Source organism: Bacteroidota bacterium, assembly GCA_016706865.1.
Lineage (GTDB): Bacteria > Bacteroidota > Bacteroidia > Chitinophagales > BACL12 > UBA7236.
In genome coordinates, this window is the sequence record JADJIS010000003.1 from 1,979,434 (window position 1) to 2,004,266 (window position 24,833).

Consider the following 24,833-nt stretch of genomic DNA (forward strand, 5'->3'; position numbering starts at 1 on the left):
GATTAAAATTTTTATTGGAATTTAATTTTTAAATTATTTAAGTAATCAGCATTTGACGATTTATATTGTTCAAAAATTACATTTCGCCTTGGCTTAATATATTCTTCAAGAAAATCTGGTAAATCATCACTTTCAAAATCTCCACCCTTATATTGTTCTTTCAACTTTTTCAAAATATCATCAGATATATGAATAAATTTGGGCTCAAAATGAGTTGCAATTCCAGGTGCAGTAGAAATCTGAAAATCTAAGTATACATCAAACACCCCATTAATTAATCGAAATACAGTTCGTACAAAAATACCATCAATTTTATCATCCCATTTATTTGTCATGCTTTAAGTGATTTTTTAAAAATTAATCAATTTGCCAATATACAACTTTAAAATATAATTCGACATCTTTTTTTTACAATAGATATAATAAATCTGGTTTTCGGTGTATATTTCAGCCATAAAATTCAATTAATAATTAGCTGTTCAGGTAATTTTACAATACTAATTAAATACCAAGGTATATAATAAATCCTTATTTAATTTTTGTTGAATATCTAAATTTTCATTACCTCGTAAATCTATGGTTCTTATGTTTTTGTTTTTTACAAACCATCCGTGTTCAATTCCGGCGTCAGGTCTTATAGTGATAGAATTTCCATCTTGTACATTAATATTTAAATAACGATAATGAGGTAGATTTGCAGAATTTTTAATACTGAAATTTAAAATACCACAATCATTTGCTATACGTTGAAAAAATGATTCCCGTTCATTGTCGTTATTGAAGTTATCAACTATAAGGTAATTGGGACGATTAACATAATTTTTTATATCCTTTACATGTACCGTAAGTGAGTTAATTGAATTTACGTCAGTCATCTCTTTCAGTGCCAGAATAAACTGTAAAAGTAACATGCAACCAAATGGATTTCCTAAAAATCGGTCTGAATAAACAATATCAACGTTTTTATTTGCTAAGTTACTCGCAAGCCTATTTCTTACGTTGATTTTTAAACCATTAAAAAAATGATTGAATAAGTTTTGTGAACCTATATAGTTAGTGGGTGGTTTTAAAAACATTTCGAAAACATTCACTTGCATGCTTTGAAAGTCAATTTCATATTTATTTAAAGGCCAATTTCCAGCAGAATTTTGTTTATAAACAAAGAAGTTTTTTACGTCCCCCCATTGATTATTTAAATCAGCTGAGAAGTCGTCCGCATAATATTCAAACACCTGATTATCCGTAAGTTTCGCCATGCCAATCAAACTTAATTTTGAGTCAGATTTATTTGTAACTTCAAAGAAATCTGTATAAAATATGTTTGCAAATACTTTTAATTGATTCAATGTGAGTTTTTGGTCAATTGTAAATTCAGTGGGTTTTCGTCTGAAAACAATATTTATAATACAATCAGCCATTTTTATATTATTTAAAAGCAAAAAATTGTCAGTGTCCCATAAATCAATATTTTCGCTGTCAACTACGAACCACACTTCTTCTAATTGTTTCCTTCCAAATAATCGTGCCCAATCGTCTTTTATTGTCCCTATTAACTTTTTTGGTTTGTTTGGCAAAATCATTGAAATTTCTTCACTTACTTGGGTATCAACAACTGTTTTCAGCCACTCAATTGCATTTTGTCTATTCAGTTTATCAATGTGGTATTGAGAATTTCGGTCAATTAAGCATTTTGTACAGGCTGAATTGCAATCGCATTCTTTTAATTGGTTTAATGTTTCTTTGCAGACTTCTTCAAAAAAATTGGCAAGCTGGGAAACATAACCAGCTCCTCCTTTCGCCGAATCAAATAGAAAAATACTTCCAAAGCCCTTGTATTTTTTAAGTCCAAAATTTACTTCTTGTTCTTCAATACCTAAAAAGGAAGTTAAATTTTTGGCAATAGCTTGACCAATAGAATATAATGTTGTTTCATCATTAATCAATCTCCCATTATTATCTTTACATCTTAGTTCAAAAAAATCAGTTTGAAAGCGGCCTACTAACATAACATTGTTTCTAATGGCATATGGATTTTCATTACCATTGCAAATTGAACTATTACTTTCCTTATCCTTTCCACCTCTTAATCTTCTATGACTATTAAGGTCGCTGGCATTTATACTTACGCGCCCACATTCCAAACAAACTGAATAACCATTACCCTCACCATGGTTATAATAAAGAATTTCAGCCTTGTCTTTACTGTCTCTATATTCAAAAACTGGATGAGATGCATCGCTCCATGGTTCCACTCCAATTAACAATGGTTCTACATATTGAATATTAGAGCTTTCTTTAATTTCTCTAGATTTTTCACCAAATAGATCAACAGCAAAACCGGCTGGTTCGATAATTTCAGTAAATCCAGACCCTGGAATTATACCTGAAAGAGAACTGGTTTGGCAAACTGGACAAATTTTTGAAATCTGGGTTCCCCCATGCTCAACTATATGTTCGGCACCGCAATTAGTACAATGTTGCAATAAATTTCTTGTGGAGCTACCACCCCAATTATTTTTTAGTGAAATCCCTTCCGATTTGTATGACCACCCATCTATAACTATTTCCATACCAGGTGCATATTCCGACAGAGCTCTCGTGATATGATATGAAGGAAGTTGTTTTATTCTAGTTTCATCCCTAGAAATATCTTGGATATAGGCATTATTAAATTCGACAACACCCGTAGGTATTCCACCTGCAGGTAAAAATCCCTCTTCAGAAAGATATGCTAATAAATTTTTTTGAAAAAATTGTTTTCTTTGAAACTTAACGGCTTTATATGCGGCAGAAGATTCTGAATAACCAGGTAATTCCAAAAAACGTTCTAATGCTTCCTCATAACTGTTAAACCTTTTATCGGTCTCATTTTTAAGCACCTCAAAATTTCTATAAACATTTTGTATAATTACAGACGGAGTATAGCCCTTTAAAGGAGTATTGAAAATTATAGAGTTAATCGTTTTGGAGTAATGGGATACATCTAATAGTAGCACCCATTTTAAGAATATGTTGGAAGCATTTTCATTTTGGTCTGGAAGTTTATTAATAAAGAAATCTTCTAATTTTTCACCAATGTTTATGCCTTGTAGCTGGGACTGAACAAACTTCCCTAATAAAAAAGCATTCAAATGCCGAAACACTACAGCTTTGCTATTAAACGCAAGTAATGGTGGTGCAATTTTGTGCTCTAAAGCCCATTTTGGGTTATTTAACACATTATTACCAATTGGATTTGCAGCACAGATTGTGAACGCCAATGATTTGTTTTCACCCCTTCTTCCTGCTCTACCAGTACGTTGTAAATAGTTGGCCGGACTTGGAGGAACATTACTCATAATTACAGCCGAAATTCCACCAATATCAACACCCATTTCCATAGTAGTGGAGCAACTTAAAATATTAATTGTACCGTCTTGAAACTTTTGCTCAAGTTGATCTAATCGTTGCTTGGTTTGCTGTGCAGAATGTTCACCTGCAAGGTACAATGGTTTAAAATTTATTATCCTTTCGTGCAATCCATTCCATATACCTTTATTTTTTAGTGAATTAATTTCGGTATCGTTATTGATCCAATTAATTGTTGATGCTTGGTCGTATTCATTAATCTGGTTTCTGTTAAATGGAAACGGAAATAAAGGAAATGAAACTTCAGTTGAAACTTTAAATGTATCAATATTTGAGGGTTCTAAACGCCCAGTAATCCATGGGGAATAACCTCTAAAAATTTTGTCAATTAATTTCTTTTTAACAGGACAGAGCCAAAGATTATCAGATAATTCAAAAGCTGCATTAGTTTCCAAATTTAATCTTAACCCATCTGAGGTTCCATCTGCAGTTAAGAACTGGCCTCTTATTGTTTTCCAAATTTCTTCTAACAAATCATTAATTTGATCTTCTGTTTCATCATCAATATCAGTTGGATTATGAAAATTTAGGCCGGCGCAGATAAGTAATGCTAATCGATTTGGGCGAATATTATTCTTATCGAATTTTGGCCATTTTGTAACATTTATGACCTGTGTATTGTTTGGATAAATTGGAAAACTCTTATGCTTCAATGATGCTAATCCTCTAACAGTCGGAGTGATAGTATAATGAAATTTATACCTAATAATATAATCCAATGCAATTTTTAGCAAATCCCTCCATTCCTCATTTTTAATACCCAAATCAGTCGCAATTTTAGGTTCAGAAATATTATCTAATGCAGGATAAACTACATTAACCATACCTAAATTTTCCATAGACCTTTCTCTAGGCAATCTTCTTGAAAACTCATTATAAATTAGCGCTTTTAAATAATCTACACCTTGTGTAATAATATTCCCTCCTACATTGTGATGAAATAAATTTTTAAATTCGTCTCCCTGAAAGAAGTGATTTTCAAGAACCTCTTTCCATGAAATTCTACTATCTTTTACCGAGGGTATTGATGGATTTAACTGATTTATTTTAAGTTTTAATTGCTGATTATATGTTTCTAACATAAATGGTGGAAAATCATTCTTGGCAATTGCAGCTTTTAATTGTTCAATTTGAGTTTCAATTGTAATTCTTTCTTCATTTATTAATTGCTTTTGAATTAAATGGTTTCTCTTTAAACATAATGAATGATAAATTTGCGATTTTAACCAAAACGTTTCGCTATCAATATTTATCAATGCTGAAATCTTTGCAGTACCTTGTCTACTATCTGTGAAAGAAATATATTTTTTCCCACTCCAAAGCATACTGCTTGTTAATGGATTGGCATTGTTTGTTTGTTCTAAAATAAGGTCCGACATCAATCGGTTTAAAAAAGATGCTGATAATCTAAAGTGGAATGGATTATCTAAACGATTAGAGCAATAAGGGCATCTGCATTGGTCGTTTTCTTCTGGGAGTATTTCATGGAAGGGTCCGTCAGTTATAAAATTAATAGAGGCATCTTTGTTAATTGAAACAGGTATTAAGTTATCTCTGGTAAATGATTTATTTGGCAACTGCTTAACTAAAATAAACCTTTCTACTCTGCTATTGTTATTATTACGGACTTCTTCTTCGTCATCTATTTCGTCTACTTGAAAGAAATCGTTGTTTTGTTTTGCATTTTGTTGAACAATGTTGTTAGACTTTTCACCTTCCATAAAAAATGCACCGCAATTTCTGCAAGAAATCAATTCCAATAAGGGATAACCGCATGAGCAATTCTTCTTTGCAATTGAAGTAAGCGAACCAATCATATAATCTGGCATATTTGGATGCAAATTGCAATTTGGATTAGTGCATGTATATAATCCACTTATATTTCTTACAAAAAAGTGACCTCTAACCGGCAAAATGGATAGGCCATTATCCCTAATATCAGCCATTTTATCAATTAAAGACAATTGCTCATTTATGTTATTTATGCCGGTGATATTTTCTATGTCCCCTAAATCCACACAACTTTTCTGAAATAGTCTATTTCTTAATGTAAGTGTTATTTTTTCTTGAATGTCGATTTGTTTTAAGATATTTCTATCAAAATCAGGTAGAACCTTTTTCCCAGAAATAATAACTATTTGTGAAGTTTTAATTCCACATAGATCGGACATAAATTGCTTTAATGAATCGTCCTTGCCACTGCCAACAGTGGCAGAAGTAACCGCAAATCGAACATCCTTTACGTCTACACCAAAAGCATCAATGACACGTCTTAGTAATAATGCCATTTCTGCTGCTTTCGATCCAGTTAAAGTATGTGCTTCATCAAGCAAAATCCATCTTAATTTCCCTTGAGAATTTTTCAACAATTGAGTATCTTTGTCTCTTACAAGCATATACTCAAGCATTGTGGGATTGGTGAATAAAATTTGAGGGGGATTTTCCCTTATAGCTTTTCTAGAGATAATCTCCGGGTATGATTGATTTTGCAAACTTTGTGGAACTTTCTCTTGGGTGTTACCATTATAAACACCATATTTAATTTTACCCAATGCCCTGCACCATTCATGCATCCTTTTTTTCTGACTTCCAATTAAAGCATTTAATGGATATAGAAAAATTGCATTAATTCCTTTTGAATTGGGGTTTTGAGTGAAAATATCATATAGAACAGGCAACATAAAACACTCGGTTTTACCCGAACCAGTACCCGTAGAAACTAAGATTGATTTTTTTTCAGTTAGTGCAGCATTCCAACTTTCTACTTGATGTAAGTAAGGATATCTATCACTAGGAAAACGATATTCAGGATTAGAAATACTGTCAAGTTTTTGAATAAATTCGGAGTTGAATATTGATTCTAAATCTTTGAATTTATGAATTGAAGGTTCCCATGGAAACATATTTTGAAAAACCGGTTTCGCAAGTAGTTTTTCTACCTCAAAAATTTCTTTAAGGTACGTTTGCATTTCAGCATCACCTGTAGCCCATAAAGAGAGTATGGTATCAATTATCCGTTGTTCCGAATTGTTGTAAAATTGTTTAAAGTTCATTTTAATTTATTTATGGTGTATGTAACTGCTAATTCGTACCATTCAGGATCAAGCTGTTGACAGTAGATTATATTGCGTCTAACCTCATGGTTATTATGATCCCAGATATCAAATTTATTATCATTTACCGGTAATTCACTTGAATAAATATCACACTTTATAAGGCCAATTGCAATAGGGCATCTAGCCATAATTTTAAGTTTTGGAATTTCATTTGGAAACGGAATAATACCTTTTCTTTCCTCTTTCAACCATGGTCTTCTTGAAGGTAATTCATTAATTATTGCTTCACCTAACCTTGCACGCATGTTATTTATCTCACTATTAATGGGAGTAACTATTTCCCAATCATTTTTATTAAAGTGCAAATACTTAGTTTCGAGGTGCAGGTTAGCCTTTCTTAAAATATTGTCAATACCCACTTCCGGCCAGGCAATCAAGGTCCAATCTACAGCAGATCCAATTGAATTATAGGAGCACCAATGAAACCTAAAACCTAATTCTTCTTCAAGCCTCTCACAATATTCAATAAACTCATAGTCCGACTCAGTATAAAATATTAAATAAAAAAATAATTTTGCAGCTAATTCTGAAGAAGCACAAGAAGCTCTAATATTATCGAATGCAGAAAAAGGTATATTAAAATGTTTGCAAATTTTTAGGTATTTATAAAGTTTTTGCCACTCCTCATCATTCATTTTACTTTCAAGTAGGGTTACTGCATAGCTACTTATTCTAATATTCCTTTTTTCTTTCAACATTTCATTCTCTATAGGTACTAATAAGTTCTCTTGAATAGTAGAAATATATGTGGGTAATATTTTGCAGTTGATTTCCCGGTTATAATCAAAAACAATGAATTCTTTGTCTTTAATAGAAATAGGAAATGAATACCCATCTACAACTTTTTCCAATTCAATCACATCAATGATGGAAGCAGGGCAATTTAACGGAACTGCAAACAAGGTGCAATTTGATTCTAAAACGTTAAAATCTTCAAGCTCATTCTTAACAATTTGAATTAATACCCTGTTGTCCTCTGTATAAAGAAGTAAATTATCCTCATTTTTAAACTTTAATCCTGAATTATAGGTTTGAAAAAAATAGATTTTTCCCGCAATCTCCATTTTAACAATATTTCTTTTACTCATTGAATCTGCTAATAAGAACAACTTTTGTATAATCCCTTGAAAGTTTCTAAGCGGGATCTGACCTCCACTTAATTTTTGTCTAATAACAATATCTGGATACTGAAGATTACGAAATTTAATAATTTGATTATCGCTGCAAACAATTCTAAATCCAAACAAATTATTCAAAATAAACACATGCCTACTCTCCATGATTTTATCCTCTTTATCAACAATATCTACTCCATTTGAAGGCGTTAAAATTTCAATTTGTAAGGCTTCGTTTTTATAATAAATTACGCCTTTAATCTTTTTTGGAATTTGATTTGTGTTTTTAAATTTAAGAATAATCCTGCTTGCCTCATTAGATTGGAGTTCAAATAGATCATTTTTATAAATAGATAAGTGTAATTGCTCATGCTGAAATAATATTTCCGCAGTTGTTACGTTATTATTAATATATTTAAAATTGAAATTACCAATATTAAAGATTCTATCATATTCTAGTAAGTCTTTGTATACAAATCGCAATTCAACTATTCCATTAGGAATAAAATTTTCAGTTTTCCAAATCAAATCACCTTTTTTTCTCCATGTGACATTAATTTGTTTATGTGGGATATTATTGTAGTCTTCATCATAAAAATAAATTGTTGGCATTTTTTTTACTACTACCATATTTGCTCGATCTAGCCACTCTGGCATTTCAGAAATAATTGCCCAATCGAAATTTGATTTATTCAATTGAAAATTAGTAGATAGCTTATCGTTTATTTCTACAATGGAATTTTCATTAATTTCATATAAACAAACTGAATAATTTTCGATATTAAGGCAATAAGGACTTAGGCTGTCGATTAATTGATTTTCCTTAGTCAATAAGAAAGCCTTTTCACCCTTAAAAGTATTTCCAGGTATCATCATCCATCTATTTTCCTCCATTGGAACCCAAAACGAGTTATTCGAAAGTGAGGGTACTGTTTTTAATTGATTTGCGATATAATATTTGGTTCCCTCATTATTTGCAAAAAATATTAGTGGAATTTTGTCCATATGGGTATTCCATGACATTGGGATGTTTGAAGTGGAGTATCTGAGGTAATCTCCATTTAAATTCCTTTTATAAGTTGCTTGTAAATAATCATCGCAAAATAAATTATATGAATTTGCAAGCTCATTTAATTCTAAACCAATTAAATTTGCAAATGCCTCCTTTACCAATTTGTTTGGCAAGTTAAGCTTTAGGGAAATTTCAGCATTATTATCGCTCAGTATATTTAATTCCCAAAATGGTTTTATTTTTATCAGAGTATGATTTCTTGCCCTTATTTTCTCTTTTTCTGTTCTTAATGAATTTACAAGATCTTTTTGATCATTTTGCTCTAGAATTTCCAATAATTTTTTACCCTCTTCTGAATCCTCCCAAATTGCTTTTGAAATTTCAACAGCAGATTCATAAACCCCATCATTTCTTGTTGAAAGGGGCAGAAGACTAATAATGTCATGGTCATTTGAAATATCGTTAATATCGTTGGGTCTTTTTTCAATAACTTTAATAAGGAACCTTGTCCAATATGTATTAAATCTTTTCAAACTTTTAATCGGAATTCTTCCTTGCAAAAGTAATGTTCGAAAGTATAGAGTGTTTTCAGTTCTAATCCAATTTAATCCACGTCGATATCCACCATTCTTTGCACATTTGAAAAATTCTTCCGCAGAAGTGTAATTTTCCTCTAGGCTTAAAGAATTAAATATGGCTTCCTTAGAAGGTTTTCCCTCTTCATATTCAAACTTCCACCAACCAGCATAGTAATCAGCACATTTAAACGTATCTAACCTAGTGAAATAGTTGATTTGCTTAAAATACTTTTTTAATTCTAAATATTCATTTTCAGTTATCACTTTATGTATTTTTTGTACCTTATTACTTTAGTTTTATCGATATTTGGTCAAAAGTATTTCGCAATAGTGCAGTAGTTATGCATTCTTATTTACAATTTTAACCTTCGTTAAATAAACCATTTTTTAAATAGTTTTCAGCTTTGCAATCTCCTAAAATCCTAGTGTTTTCATTGGGATCAAAAGGCTCTATAGCCTGCCTTATAGATTGACACTCTAGTTTTAAATTGAGGTATATTAATTCAACAGCTTGGCGGTGCAAGAATCGGTAAAATTGGATATCAAACTTATGATATTCCGGTGGGCAATAAGATCGAAACCGTATAAATCTTTTAACCCCTATTTTATTCATAATGCAAATTTTATGCTTTATTGTTCAGTTTATTTGCACTCTTATCTTTATAGATAGTATTAATTAATTCAATTCTCGTTTTGATTTTATCTCGCAATGATAAAGGCTTAAGTACCTGCATGCCTTCACCATAGGAAAGAATTATTGATTCCAATTCATAATTAGGAATCAAGTCAAGTGAAATAAGTGTATGTTTAGGTCCTCGTTCTTTCAGTTTTTGGGAACCGTGAATAGGTTTTGTTTTTATGTACGGAAACAGTTCATTATTAACCTGCAATACTATATTTTGAATTTTACCATCATTACTTAAAGTAACCCCAACAATATCTTCAAAGTATTCGTTGAAATCTATAGTTTCATTAGGGATATATTTTTTGGGGATTTCCCCCACTGTCGTAATCCTATCTAAGGCAAGATTCATGATATACTGGCTATTATCATTCTTCCCAAAAACATACCACCTATTGTTATATTGTTTTAAAAAATAAGGATGAAAAACAATTGATTGCGATCCATCCTGTTTGAAACTTTGATACTCAATATTGATTACCTTCTTATATAATACTGAATTGTAAATTGGTGTGATAAATTCCAAACCTTTTAAAAAATTATTTTGGTCAAATTCAATTATTTTTTCAGAGCTATGTGACAAACCTAGGCCCGAATCCAGACGAGCAGAAATTTCAGCTACCCACTCAAATTGTGGCATTCCTTTAAATCTGGAAAGAGTTAATATTGCTTCTCTCAATTGATTTTCTTCTGTCTCGTTTAATGGCTGATTATTTATAGAAAAGTTTTGATCAGAATATTTAAAGAAAACTCGATGACCATCTCTTTCGCGAGCAATTGGTGCATTCCAACCTTGACTACTCTCCATAAATTTTATATCCTCCAAGACTTGTCTACGTTTAACACCATAGTCGCTCCCTGTATACTCCTGAAGTGCATTGGAGCATATTTCTACTAAATTCTCAATGAAATATTTACGACCTGGATTACGAAAGCATTTATCCAAAGCTTGATAACGAATTATTGCATGTTTATTAGTGGGCATTCAAATGATGGTTTAAGAGTTGGGTTAGACATCCAAAATAAGGGAATTTTTTAAATTACGGTAAAAATGTTTGCAAATTGTTTGCAAATAAAAAAAGGGTTCCAGCTTTAAAATCGCTGAAACCCTTGTGTAACTAGTGGGAACACTTGGATTCGAACCAAGGACCCTCTGCTTGTAAGGCAGATGCTCTAAACCAACTGAGCTATGCTCCCTATTTTTTTCTTTGGATGCACTTTACTCCGCCGCGGCGGAAGCTATGCTCCCAAAAACCTCTTTTTTATTCAAAACCACCCATTTCCTCCATCCACCCCCTAAAAAGAGAGTGCAAAGATATAAGGCTGTGTCCAATTTTCAAATTTTGTCCACAGTTTTCTCATATTTTATGTGGTGGGAGCGTTAAGCAGGGGTATTAACTTTGAATGTGCAGGAAAATATAACAGAAACCAACCTCCCAAACCCCACACCCCTGCCCAAAAAACGAAGGAATGTCACAAAAGTCATTCTTGTTACTTTGGGTTGTATAGTCGGATTTGTGCTGCTGATGGCTGTGCTGATCCCGCTTTTATTTGAAAAAAGGATCAAAGAGATCTTTATTAAGGAGCTGAATAAGAGTCTGGCTACCGAAATAACCATAAAACAGGAGGATATTAACCTCAGTCTGCTCAAAAACTTTCCGGAGGCATCAGTGGTGTTTAACAATATCGGAATACGGGAGAGTGTTCCAAATTCGAAAAAAAACTTTTTAGAAGCGCAGGAGATCAGTTTGTTGTTTAATGTGATGAATATCCTCCGCGGAAATTATAATATCAAGAATATTATTGTCACCGATGGCTATTGTCATCTCATCACCGACAAAAAAGGCGATATCAACTACAAATTCTGGAAGGATAGTGAAGACACAAGTTCCGAAGATTTTTCCGTGAACCTGGAAAAGGTGATATTTTCGGATATCGATTTTCAATATCTGGATTTTAAACATAATCAGGATATTTCGATGTTGCTGCATAATTGTGAAATGATGGGAAATTTCTCCTCCGACAATTATGTTTTGGAAATTAACGGCGACCTGTTGTCAAAAAGAATTAAAGTGGGAAGCTCCAATTATCTGGTGAACAAAGAAACTTTATTGGACACCAAAATGACAGTGGATGTAAAAAATAATACCTATTCTTTTAAGGAAGGAAAGGTAGTGATCGATAAAAATACTTTTGCTTTAAATGGTTCTATTAATTTATCGGGAGAAGATTATTACGACCTTTCTGTGGTGGGTGACAAAATAAATCTGGAAGGTTTACTTTTATTATTGCCGGGTTCTGTTTCTTCCAACCTGAGTGCCTTAAAAAGTAAAGGCAATATCAATTTCTCCTCTACCATAAAAGGAAATTATTCAAAAACAAAAACTCCTGCAATTAATTTAAAATTCGATGTTAAAAACGGAAATATTGCGCATGAAAAATTTGGTGGAGAAATAAAATCCATTAATTTTTCGGGAACCTATTCCAACGGTGAACAACAGAGTGCCGCCAGTTCTTATATTTTAGTAAAAGATTTTTCAGCAAAACAGGGTTCTAATCCTGTGACCATGAAACTGGAATACAGAAATTTTAAAAATCCAACCATCGATATGCAGTTGGATGGGAATTTTCCGGCATCCATAATTATTCCACTGGCAATTCCGAATGCAACAGATGTGGAGGGAGAAATTGCATTAAATAATATCAATATCAAAGGAAATATTAAAACCTTATCATCAGAAGCTTATACCTCGCAACCGACCGGAAATATTACTTTTAATAATGTTGCATTTGTGGTAAATGAAGAAAAAGTTATAATTCCCGGAGGTTCAGCATTGGTCGCCAACAACGAAATTATTTTTAATAATCTCAATGGCTCCTTTGCCGGTTCTGACCTTAAAATTAATATGCAGGTAAATAATTGGATACAAAATGTTTTTCCATCGGAAATGAAACCTGCGCTTAATGTTAATGGTACCGTTTCTTCCGATAAAATAGAATTAAACAGACTAATGGCTGTATTCGGAAGTGATGAAAATACAGAAACTCCAGTTGAACCGGTAATAACAAATGAACAGGTAATGGGCGATACAAAATATAATTTCAGTGGCTTTATCGATCTAACCTGTAAGGAATTTATTTATGAGAAAATTATTTTCAACAATATCACAGCAGGACTAAAACTCGCACCGGGATTATTGATCGTAAACGAATTAAAAGGCAATGCAATGGATGGCTATTTTAATTTTAATGCCACCTTCCGCGAAATTGTGAACGGAGATATATTTTTACAAACATCAGGAACCATAACTTCCATTGATGTTGCGCAATTATTTTATCAATTCGATAATTTTGATCAGACCACACTCACAAACAAAAACATCAAAGGAAATATCACCGCAAATGTTTATGATGTTTCCATAACCTGGAATAAAGATTTTGTGCTCAACGAAAAATCGATATACACTTTGTGCGACATGAAAATTGAAAATGGCGAACTCATCGATTACAAACCTCTGGAATCACTTTCCGCTTTCGTGAATATTAAAGATCTTAAACATATCACCTTCTCCACACTCGAAAATAAAATAGAAATAAAAGATCGTGTGATAAATCTTCCGGCTATGCAAATAAAATCATCCGCCGTCGACCTTTACATGAGTGGAAAACACACCTTCGACGACGGAATAGATTACCAATTTAAACTAAGCCTCGCCGATATTATGGTGCGTAAATTTTTAGGCGGCAACAAACAAAAAGATAATTATGAAGAGGATGCTGAAGGCGGAGTTAATATCTTTGTCTCCATGACAGGAACCGTTAACGACCCTGTTTTAAAATACAATAAACGCGAAGCAAAACAAAAATTAAAAGAAAGCGGTATAGAAGATCAACGATTTATTGATATCTTTAAAAAAGATCCGGAGGAGGAAATGTTTAAGAAAAATGACGTTGTTCCGGAGAAGAAGGCGGTGAAAGAAACGGAGACGGTGGAGCCGGAGTTTATTGAGTTTGAGGATGAGGAGTAGGCAGTGGGCAGTGGCAGTTGGCAGTTTGTAACATTGGAGATTTTGGCTCCGAATTGAGCGCCAGGGGCGGTGAGGGGGGGGGGGGGGGGGGGGGGGGGGGGGGGGGGGGAAACTGGCAAGCGGGGGCCGGGGGGGCGTGAGCAGTTTCTAAGCCGGAGAAATATCGCAACTATGTTAAGTTTGATTAATTATTAAACTTTTCGAAATACCATACTATGGCATTTTTCTTATTATTAAAATAAATTTTCATCAAATTATTAAATTGAAATCGAATTATAAATAATGAAAATAAAGTTTCATCCCATCTCAAACCAAGTCCTATGTCCTAGGTCCTATGTCCTAGGTCATTTAACCTGTGCCCTATGTCCTTCATGAACATGTACGAAAGAAAATACCGTTGGAAATTAATATTAGTGCTATCGGCATTATTGATCGTTACGGCTACGCTTTTTTATACGGATAATCTGGCGGGGAAATTGGCGAGTGAGGAAAAACAAAAGGTTGCTCAGATCGCGGATGTGTATCATTATATTGCAACTGCTACCGATATTACCGATTATGGTTTTTTGGTGGAATTAATTCAGGCAAATAAAACTGTTCCTATTATTTCTACCGATAACGATGGAAATATTGTTGCTTATTTAAATTTAGATACTGTAAAAGTTGCAGAGGATAGCACTTATCTTAACAGACGACTAGAGGAAATGAAAGATTTCGCCGAACCAATTAAATTGGAAATAAGCGGTGGTATTTATCAATATGTATATTACAAACATTCCGTTTTATATACACAACTTTTATATTATCCTTATGTGCAACTCATTATTATTGCAGCATTTTTAATTGTTGCTTATACCTTATTTAATACTGCACGTAAATCGGAACAAAATCGCGTTTGGGTGGGAATGGCAAAAGAAACAGCACACCAACTCGGAACTCCAATTTCTTCTCTCGTGGCATGGATAGAATATCTGCAGGAATCACCTGCCATGGAAGGAAAAAAGAATATTGTGGAGGAAATGGATAAAGATGTGCAGCGACTCGAATTAATTGCGGATCGTTTTTCCAAAGTAGGTTCACAACCTGATCTTACCGAAAGAAATTTAATTATCGAATTAAATAATTCCATCGACTACATAAAAAATCGTTCTTCCAAAAAAGTGAATTTCGATTTCATCTACACTGGTTCCGGAATAAACGTAAAAATGAATCCCATTTTATTTAATTGGGTGATTGAAAATGTATTAAAAAACGCTCTCGATGCAATTGATGGAAGCGGAGATATAAAAATTGAGGTCACCGAAGAAAAAGATAACGCAATTATAGACATCACCGATTCCGGAAAAGGAATTCCCCGCTCCAAACAAAAAACCGTTTTCGAACCCGGCTACAGCACCAAAAAACGCGGATGGGGATTAGGACTTACTTTGGCTAAACGAATTATGGAGAGTTATCATAATGGAAAGATCTTTGTTAAATATTCTGCTCCGGGGAAGGGGACTGTTTTTCGCATTAGTTTACCTAAGACGTGAGGGAGGTTGTGGTTACGACGGATGCTTTAGGGAGTGGGCAGTGGGCAGTAGCAGTGGGCAGTTTTTCGGCCGGAACATTGTCGTGACCATGTTAAGTTGATTAATTATTATACTTTTCGTTTTTATAGGATGAGGCAAAGGCAGTCAACAGTGGGCAGTGGGCAGTTTGTCGGCCGGTGCATTTGGGTGACCACGTTTAGTTTGATTATTTATTAAACTTTTTGTTTTTGTAGGATGTGGCATTGGGAAGTCAACAGTCAACAGTGGGCAGTGGGCAGTAGCAGTGGGCAGTTTGTCGGCCGGAACATTGTCGTGACCATGTTAAGTTGATTAATTATTATACTTTTCGTTTTTATAGGATGAGGCAAAGGCAGTCAACAGTGGGTAGTGGGCAGTGGGCAGTTTGTCGGCCGGGGAGGTGTGGTAACCATGTTAGGTTTGATTTCGGATGGGAGATTCAGTAATGAGTTATGAGTTATAAGAGTGCTACCAGTATTCATTCAGAATTTTATTCCTTCCTCGTACTTTGAAATAAGAAATAGGAATTCACATCCAAAATCAAAGTACAATTCTCAATTCTCAACTCTCAATTCTCAATTGCTAAATAAATTTTCCCATCCAAAATCATAACCCAATTATCAATTGTCAATTGTCAATTATCAATTATTATTTGTCATTTGTCAATTTTAATTTCCGTACCTGACATGTCAAGAATTTTGAGAAACTCCTGCTCCAATATCGGCGAAACAGATAATCTGCTTATTCTTACCAGCGGCATTTCGGATAAAGATTTTTCGGCTTTAATTTGTTTGAGAGTTACCGGGTTTTTTAATTTTTTTTCTGCTTTCACATCTACTGCATACCATTCGCCTTCTGTTGCGGTAGGATCTAAATAGGCTTCTTTAATTACGGTTGCAATTCCAACTACTGCGCTTTCTCCTCCACTGTGATAATATAAACAAATATCACCCTTTTTCATCGCCCTTAAATGTATTCGCGCAGCATAATTTCTAATTCCTGTCCATGAAGTTTTTTTATCCTTCGCAAATTTATCCCAACCGTAGGTATCTGGTTCTGATTTGATCAACCAATAATTTGATGTCATAGATTTTTATTTAGAGCAAAGTTAACACGGTTTGTTCTGAGTTCTGGGTTCTGAGTTCTGTGTTCTGTGTTCTGAGTTCTGTGTTCTGTGTTCTGTGTTCAATACGGAGGATAATCACCCGGGCGTCTAAAGTTTGATGTTCTTTATTCCTTGTTCATTATTCGATATTATTCTGATTACTACGGAGGAGGATCTCCGATGCAGTCGATCCGATTTTCATTTTTTATTTTTTGATTATTATTTTTTATTCTTCCACGTTCACTTCGAAGCATAATCTCCCGGGCTGTCATCCTCACCACTCCCCACTCACCATTCACCCAAAAAAAATCCCGCCGAAACTCTCCGGCGGGATTAGAATTAATATCAAAACCAATTACTCTTTTCCAGTCTCATCAGTTTCTTCTGTTGTTTCGGTCTCCTCTGCGGATTCTTCTTTAACAGGTTCTGATTTTGCTGCTTTCGGTTCTTTGGCTTTTTTCTCGGCTTTGGCAGATGTTTTTTCATCTTGTTCCATTTGCTCTTTCAATTGTGAAAGAACATCAAGTTCGCCAAGTGTGGTTTTTTCCAAACCTTTTTGCACTTTATTAAGCTGAGTTTTTCCTTTTTTATCATCGCGTTTACGAGTTTTATCTTGTTCACGACGTTCTTCATCCTGATTATCTCTCAGGAATTTAGAATGTGATACAAGAATTCTCTTATCGTTGCGATCGAATTCTATCACTTTAAATGATAACATCTCCTCAACAGCTGCAGTGGTACCATCTGCTTTTTCAAGATGTTTATTCGGAGCATATCCTTCTAAACCATAAGGTAAAGAAACAACAGCACCTTTATCATCTTTGCGGATAATAGTTGCATCGTGAATTGATCCAACTGGGAATACATTTTCAAAAGTATCCCAAGGATCCTCTTCAATTTGTTTATGACCGAGACTTATCTTTCTGTTTTCCTCATCAATTTCCATGATGATAACATCCAGATGTTCGCCGATCTTCACATATTCTGCAGGGTGATTTAAACGTTTGATCCAGCTTAGGTCACTGATGTGAACCATACCGCCAACATTTTCATCCAACTCAACAAATACACCGTAGTTAGTGATGTTTTTCACTAAACCTTTATGGCGACTTCCGATAGGATATTTGTCTTTAGCGCTCTTCCAAGGATCTTCGGTCATTTGTTTAACCGACAACGACATTTTGCGTTCTTCGCGATCAAGAGTTACAACCTTAGCTTCAAATTCCTGATTAACGGTAAAGAATTCTTTAGAGTTTATCGGTTGATTGCTCCAGGTAATTTCTGATACGTGAATTAATCCTTCAACACCAGGTTGAATTTCTAAGAAAGCACCGTAATCTTCAATGTTCACGATCTTACCTTTCACTATGCTGCCAACTTCAATTGTAGCATCCAGGATTTCCCAAGGATGCGGAGTAAGTTGTTTTAAACCTAAAGAGATACGTTTTTTGTTATCATCGAAATCGAGTACAACCACATTTAATTTCTGGTTCATCTGCAATACTTCATTCGGATGATTGATTCGTCCCCATGAAATATCCGTGATATACAATAAACCATCAACGCCACCAAGATCGATAAATGCACCGAAATCAGTAATGTTTTTAATTGTTCCTTCCAACACCTGACCTTTCTCGAGTTTACCGATAATTTCCTGACGTTGTGTTTCAATATCACTTTCAATTAATGCCTTATGTGATACTACAGCATTCTTAATGGTCTCGTTGATCTTCACAACTTTGAATTCCATTTTCTTGCCTACATATCCGTCATAATCCGTGATCGGTTTAACATCAATTTGAGAACCCGGTAAAAATGTTTCAATACCAAATACTTCCACAATAAGTCCGCCTTTGGTTTTGCTGATGATGTTACCTGTAACAATAACTTCATTTTTGTAAGCATCCACAATTTTCTCCCAGGCCTTCATCATTTTCGCGCTCTTGCGGCTCAAATTCAGTTGACCTTTACCATCTTCTTTGCTTACAACATACACTTCCACTTCCATTCCAACTTTCAGTTCCTCAAGGTCGCGAAACTCCGTTTTTGAAACAAGTCCGTCGCTTTTGTAACCTACGTTAAGAATTACATCAGAATCGGTTAATCCTACAATTGTTGCATTAATGATCTCGTTATCGTTCAGGGTTTTAAAAGTGCCCTCATACGTAACTTCCATTTTGTCGCTTTCGTCTTTCGAATAAGTAATACGATTGCGTTTGTCCACGTTCCAATCAAAATCATCGTGCGCAGTCGCTACTGTTTCTGCTACTTCCGGTTCAATTGTTACGGGATTTTCGTTTACGGGTACTTCAACAGTTTCTGTTGATTCCGTGTTTTGTGAGTCTTCCAACTCAGGTAGTTCTTGGTTATCCAAGGTAAAATTTTTAAAAAGGTGAATTAAATTATCAGCCTAAACTGACCACTTTGTTATCCGCCATTCAACGGCAAAACAAAGGGAGTGCGAAGATACGTAAAAAGATTCGAAGGGAGATCTTTTTTTAAGAATCGAAGGGAGAAGATTCGAAGGGTAAGGGTCTAAGGATCTAAGGAAGGAAGAGGGGTAAGGTTGAAAAAAGGGGGTTACAGCCTTCAAAACTGCGACTGTGACTGCGACTGTGACTGGCCCCCAGCCCCATAGGGGAGTTTGCTTTTCGTAAATTTGAATGTTTAATACTGAGGAATAATCTCCAATTTAAGCAACTGTGACTGCGACTGCGACTGTGACTGCGACTGTGACTAGTAGCAACTCCCCTTATCCCTCTCCCCTCACCTCCACGCGCTTTTCGCTGCAAGTCCTCTCCGCCGCGGCGGATGCGGGCTTTCCGCTACAATCGCGGCTAGGAAGCGGGCGCGGCGGTTCTGCAAGGCTTTTCAATGCCTCCGATTTAAACTTGGAAATAGACCTAAAGGATTAAGATTGAGTGAAGGTTTGTTGAGTTGGCAGGGTTGGCAAGGTTTGCAGGGTTTAGTTCGGAGCTTGAATTATTCTAATCATCAAACAATCATTGCGATTTGTTGAAGGGGTTGAAATAGTTTATTTCGGATGAATACGTTCCCAATGCTACAAATTTGTCTTCCCACGCCGTGGTTAGGTGTTTCTCACCAATGAAGGAAGTCCCGTTAGGGACGAAATATCGGTAGCATTTATCCAAACCAGTAAACCCAAGTCCTGTAGGGACGGCATATATGAAATGTTCAAACGGAGAAAGATCTTCATGTTTAAGAAATGGTGTATTAGAATATTGAAACCAACCATTTTTTAACTATAATGCATCATTAAAAATAAGATTGTTTCCAAAATATTTTTACATTTCGTCCCTACAGGACTTGTGTAATTTTGTTTTTTTATTAGCTACCGATATGCCGTCCCGCTGGGACTAAAGTAATTTTTATCCTTTTTAAATCCGCCCAATCCGCGTCATCAGCGCCTGCCCGACTATTGGCGGGTTCCACTTTTTTTCTATCCTTTGAACCCAACTTCCGAATCCAATACTCCAACTCCCAATCCCTTTGTTTTCCTTTGTCCTGTGTCCTTTCTCCTGTGTCTCAATTCTGCGTGTTCAAATAAACCTTCACATACTCCGTATCACCCGTAATTTTAATCAGAAAAATATACTCAATCGCATCCGTATGTTCGAAAGTATAAACCTTATAACCATCCACATCCTTAACATAATCCTTTTCCAATTCAGCGATCATTTTGGTGAAAAGTGGGATTTTATTGGGACCTATATTGTAAACGATCTCAACGGCGTCGTTTTTTTTGGTGACAAAACAAAAACCATCATCGGTGCCAGGTTTGCTTTCACAGGTGTAAGAAATTCCTAATTCTCCAAAATCGTCGCGCACTTTGGTGATAAGTTTCATCCCGCGCTCCCAATCGCCCAAAGTCATGGTGAACATGGATGCAACATTGGTAGCTGATATGAGCGGATAAACATTACCTGCTTCCGTGGTTGTTCTGCTTATGCGCTGCGCATTTGCACTAAATAAAAATCCCAATAAAAATAGGAGAAGAACCTGTGTGTGCTTCTTCATAAATGTGTGGTTTATTTGACAGTATAAAAATATATACGTTTTCGCTAATAAGCAAAAAACGCTCCATATTCTGTAACCCCGGAGATTTCTAGGTCTGCAGCTATTTTAAATTTTTACAAAATTTCCCGCTCTGAAACTCTCATCCGACAAAATAATTAAACGATAAATTCCACCTGGCAGGTCTGCACTATTTATGAATTGGACCTTGAGTTTACCTAATTGCATTAATTGTCCCGACATATTATAAATTGCATAATTTGATAAAATATCCGCTTCCTCAATATTTATAAAATTTTCAACCGGATTTGGAAAAATTATTAATTCATTATTGTTTTCAAAACTTTCAATTCCAATACCAAGCCAATCAAAATCTTCGCTATAAAATGTACATCCATTTTCAAAAGTTACGGTAACAGAATATAATCCTCCAACTGGTGAATAATAATGATCTTCCGTTGCTCCATCAATAATTTCTCCATTAAAATACCACTGATAACTTTCCCCTTCCCCTGCATAAAATTCACCTCCATCCAAAGTAATTATGATCACAGGTTCCGGATTTAATAAAACTTCAAATGTTTCATTTGTATTACAACCAAGTGAATCGGTAATAGTTACAAGATAACTTCCATTCAACAAAGAATCAACAAATAAAGTGCTATCTCCTGTCGACCAATTAATTTCATAAGGTTCAATTGCGCCATCAACAAGTAAATTTATGCTACCATTCATTGCTTCTACACAATCAGTATTAACTATTGTTTCTGTCACATTCACGAGCGGACAAAGATCTTTCAATTTATAAATAATTCCCGTTTCGCGCACAACACAATATAATTCACCTGCATTATCTTCCCCAAAAGAAACCACACCAAATAATAAGGAAGGATAAATATTGGAGATCCAACCCATTACATCATCATATTTATAAGTATAAAAATTTCCGGTGACATAATCGCAGCAAAAATAAATTCCCTGCATTCCGGGAAACAAAGCACCTCTGTAAACATATCCACCAGTAACGGAATATCCACCCGTAGAATCGTTGTGCGGATATTCGAATAATGGAAAAGTATAATCAACGCCTGCATCACAACTATCAAAATTATATTCGGCATTCGATTCGTAACATCTCCAGCCATAATTATTTCCACCGGTAGATCCGGCAGGTTCATAATTAATTTCTTCCCAAAAATCATGACCAACATCCGGCAACCACATATCACCCGTCAATTTATCAAACGAAAATCTCCAGGGATTTCGTAAACCAATTGCCCAAATTTCATTTAAGGTATCCACAGCTCCATAAAAAGGATTTGTATTTGGAATTTCATAAGGTAAAATTCCATCCACATCAATGCGCAACATTTTTCCTAAATAGGTTTGCGGATTTTGTGCACGATTATCTGGATCACCGGGTTCACCATCCGTTACCACTCCCCCATCTCCTAATGGAAAATATAAATATCCATCGGGACCAAAATGCATGTCGCCGGCTTTATGAACTCTATATGGTTGTTCTACAATTAATAATATTTCTTCGGAACTTGCATCTGCAAGATCAGGATCAGCCGGATCAACAGAAAATCTGGAAATGACAGAATTCTCATCATTATTAATATAATTCACATAAAAATATCCGTTCGTTGCATAATCAGGATGAAAAACCGCACCTAAAAAACCATGTGCATTATAAATAGATTCCACTCTATCACTTATATCTAAAAATGGAACCGGATCAACCGTTCCATCCGGTCTGATTATTCTCAAAAAACCATCCTGACAAATTGCAAAAACACGTTCATCTCCCGCATCAATTAATCCAACAGGTTTTGTGAATCCGCTTGCAAATTCTTCGAGTTGTAATACCGGTTGACAATAAAGTTCAAAACTAAAGATCAGACAAAACAGTAAAATAAAAAATTTCATAGGTTTACTTTATTGTTTAAAGGTATCCCTTGAATTGCTCATTTTTAGAACTTTTGTATGAACAATACGATCTAATGTATGAAATGCGGGTTCTGCAATGTGAAATGACACATCAACTATTGAAAAACTATCTTCCCCCCAATTCGAGATCCATCTGCAAAGTGTATAGAATAATAATAGATACCTGATGGGAGATCATTCCTGTGGAGTGTATATATTTCATCGCTTGAAGTTATTTGTCGAATATGTCTGCTCGTATGATCATACAGGTCAATAGTATATCCATTCGCAAAATTCTCTGCATTTCCAACATCGATATCAATATATTGAGAGGCAGGATTTGGATATGCCGATACAAAAACATCCGACACATTACCGAACTTTTCATCACAAGTTATACTGATCGGAATTTTGATAACGCCCAACGAATTTTTATAGAGCATTAACTTTTTCGGGCTTGTATAGGTCTTGTATTTACTGCCCTTAATTTCGGAACTTATCTTATTATCAGAACTATACATTGGATTAATATCATACATATAAGCCACACCTGAACCGGAATACAATTGTTTGCCTTGGATATATTCATGCGTGACAGGATACTCCAAAATAGAATTACAGCCAGGTACATTAAAAAATTTAATTTTATTTATATTGAGTTGCTGATCTATATTTTCAACACCTGAATTATTATAATAAATATATACATTCTCATTAGCCTGATCAATGTAGCCATACATTTTTAAATTGGGAAGTGTAGTAGAAATATTAATGGTATTTACCGGCACATTTGCAATATGCCGCATTAAATAAGTGGCATGGTAAAATATACGTTTTCTGATATGTGTTGTATCACCGGGAGCACTTTTTTCGTAATCTGCTTGCGCTGTGATCATATTTCTGTACGAAACACTGGCTGCATTGTGCATGGTTCTGTATTCCTGGAAACCGGCATTATATAAAGGCGATGTGTTGAATTGATAGGCAAGATTTTGCCAGTCGAAAACACAAGATGCCTGAGCAAGTGTGTTGTGAAATAATGTTGTTTCAAGATCCTTATCATTTTCAAGAATATTCCATTCTGTCGACCATATTTTTTTATTGATGTATATAGGATTATTTAATTGCAGGCGGTCAGCGTAATAATCATTTATACTTTTATATAAACTATCGCGGAAATATTTGCTTTGCGTGTTAAAACAATCAAATGCTCCTGTCAGTCGCAAATCCGGAGAATCAAAGGTATAAGGGCAACAAGCCGCTCCATAGGTATCATAATCCTCAAGAAATTGAAAAGAGCAGTCAGACCAGAAACCGCTATTGTAATAAAAATGCACGATAGCTGCATCAAACAGCGGTGCAGTATGAGGCACTGGTAAGCTGAACAATCTCGATGTATCCCAAGTATTTCCCAATGCTATATTCCAGTCATCGTATCTTATCCTTTTTATTTCCGGATTTATAACATAGGTAATGCCGGGGCCGGGTTCCATATCAACTGTTGCGCTAGGCGCAGCACAAACCCCTATTTTCATCTCCGGAAAATATTGCCTTATCATGCCGATATAATCCTGATCACCCAGTAAACCATCCGCATTTTGTATATGAGTTAAATAGCTTTCAAAGCTATTAAAACCACTGGATTGCCCATACGTTTCGTTTCCCATTTCCACACCGGTAACCTGTATTCCATTCGAGATCAGAAGGTCCAGTGCAGCCTTATTTTCAGCAGCATTTGCAGTTACAATATTTAAACAGAATAATACATCAATGGTATATCCAAGCTGAGCCTCCAGATTATGTATCATCAGAACAAAATCATCAATATACCGCTGTCCCTCCGGCAGAGAATCTTGTACGAGGCACTTAATTAACCAATCATTTACTGCTTCCTCATAATTAGATCCGGCACCACAATCTTCATCGTCGCAATTAAATAAATTAAAAAAATACTCTTCAATTTCATCAATATTATATCCATATCCCGGACCAGCCGTAAGATGCGTAAATTTTGCCTGACCTCCACCGGGAAACCTGATCACATTTGGCTTTAAAGCAGCCAACCAATTCATGCAGGTATCTGACGAAGGTGGACACTCTTCAAAAATATCAACAGTGGAAAACCCTTGGAATTTGCCCTGAAAAGGTACCTGACTATTTAAAAATACTTTAACCGATTGTCCATGTGCTGCGAGTAAAAAACTAAATGCAATAAAAAACGCAAAGACTTTTATTTTCATAAGTGGGACTTTTATTAAAAATAACTCGAGCC

12 protein-coding genes and 1 tRNA gene are annotated in these 24,833 nt (G+C 34.9%); 2 read left to right on the forward strand and 11 right to left on the reverse strand.

From position 1 onward, the window contains the following. Positions 1-11 precede the first annotated feature (11 nt). From IPI31_17865 to IPI31_17890, 6 genes are all read right to left on the reverse strand, one after another. Entirely contained in the window at positions 12-335 is a 324-nt protein-coding gene (locus tag IPI31_17865) for a hypothetical protein (GenBank protein MBK7569690.1), read from the reverse strand. Positions 336-497: 162 nt separating this feature from the next. Then, positions 498-6,461 (reverse strand): DEAD/DEAH box helicase, encoded by a 5,964-nt coding sequence (locus IPI31_17870; GenBank protein MBK7569691.1) that lies wholly within the window; start codon positions 6,459-6,461, stop codon positions 498-500. Beyond that, the gene (locus tag IPI31_17875; GenBank protein ID MBK7569692.1) at positions 6,458-9,493 is read right to left on the reverse strand and encodes a hypothetical protein; all 3,036 of its coding nucleotides are present in this window, start codon (positions 9,491-9,493) and stop codon (positions 6,458-6,460) included. Before IPI31_17875 ends, IPI31_17870 begins: the two co-directional genes overlap by 4 nt. A gap of 97 nt (positions 9,494-9,590) precedes the next feature. Further along, the gene (locus IPI31_17880) at positions 9,591-9,842 is read right to left on the reverse strand and encodes a hypothetical protein (GenBank protein ID MBK7569693.1); all 252 of its coding nucleotides are present in this window, start codon (positions 9,840-9,842) and stop codon (positions 9,591-9,593) included. A 10-nt stretch (positions 9,843-9,852) separates the two neighbouring features. After that, positions 9,853-10,896 (reverse strand): WYL domain-containing protein, encoded by a 1,044-nt coding sequence (locus tag IPI31_17885; GenBank protein ID MBK7569694.1) that lies wholly within the window; start codon positions 10,894-10,896, stop codon positions 9,853-9,855. A gap of 137 nt (positions 10,897-11,033) precedes the next feature. Continuing rightward, positions 11,034-11,108: transfer RNA gene (locus tag IPI31_17890), tRNA-Val, on the reverse strand. A gap of 329 nt (positions 11,109-11,437) precedes the next feature. On the opposite strand from IPI31_17890, the gene IPI31_17895 reads away from it, so the two are divergent. After that, positions 11,438-13,939 (forward strand): hypothetical protein, encoded by a 2,502-nt coding sequence (locus IPI31_17895; protein ID MBK7569695.1) that lies wholly within the window; start codon positions 11,438-11,440, stop codon positions 13,937-13,939. 362 nt (positions 13,940-14,301) lie between these two features. Next, on the forward strand, positions 14,302-15,471 hold the full coding sequence (locus tag IPI31_17900) for a HAMP domain-containing histidine kinase (GenBank protein MBK7569696.1): 1,170 nt from the start codon (positions 14,302-14,304) through the stop codon (positions 15,469-15,471). A 673-nt stretch (positions 15,472-16,144) separates the two neighbouring features. Here the strand turns inward: IPI31_17900 and IPI31_17905 are convergent. The 5 genes from IPI31_17905 to IPI31_17925 all read right to left on the reverse strand — a co-directional run bounded on the left by IPI31_17905 (position 16,145) and on the right by IPI31_17925 (position 24,801). Beyond that, on the reverse strand, positions 16,145-16,576 hold the full coding sequence (locus IPI31_17905; protein MBK7569697.1) for an EVE domain-containing protein: 432 nt from the start codon (positions 16,574-16,576) through the stop codon (positions 16,145-16,147). 373 nt (positions 16,577-16,949) lie between these two features. Continuing rightward, entirely contained in the window at positions 16,950-18,968 is a 2,019-nt protein-coding gene (gene rpsA / locus IPI31_17910; GenBank protein MBK7569698.1) for a 30S ribosomal protein S1, read from the reverse strand. 1,172 nt (positions 18,969-20,140) lie between these two features. After that, a complete protein-coding gene (locus IPI31_17915; GenBank protein MBK7569699.1) occupies positions 20,141-20,632 on the reverse strand; it encodes a hypothetical protein in 492 nt (163 codons plus the stop codon). Between the two features lie 105 nt (positions 20,633-20,737). Beyond that, positions 20,738-22,561: a PQQ-dependent sugar dehydrogenase gene (locus tag IPI31_17920; protein MBK7569700.1), complete on the reverse strand. Its 1,824-nt coding sequence runs from the start codon at positions 22,559-22,561 to the stop codon at positions 20,738-20,740. 116 nt (positions 22,562-22,677) lie between these two features. Further along, positions 22,678-24,801 carry a T9SS type A sorting domain-containing protein gene (locus IPI31_17925; GenBank protein MBK7569701.1) on the reverse strand — a complete coding sequence of 708 codons (2,124 nt, stop codon included), beginning with the start codon at positions 24,799-24,801 and terminating at the stop codon, positions 22,678-22,680. Positions 24,802-24,833: the final 32 nt, after the last annotated feature.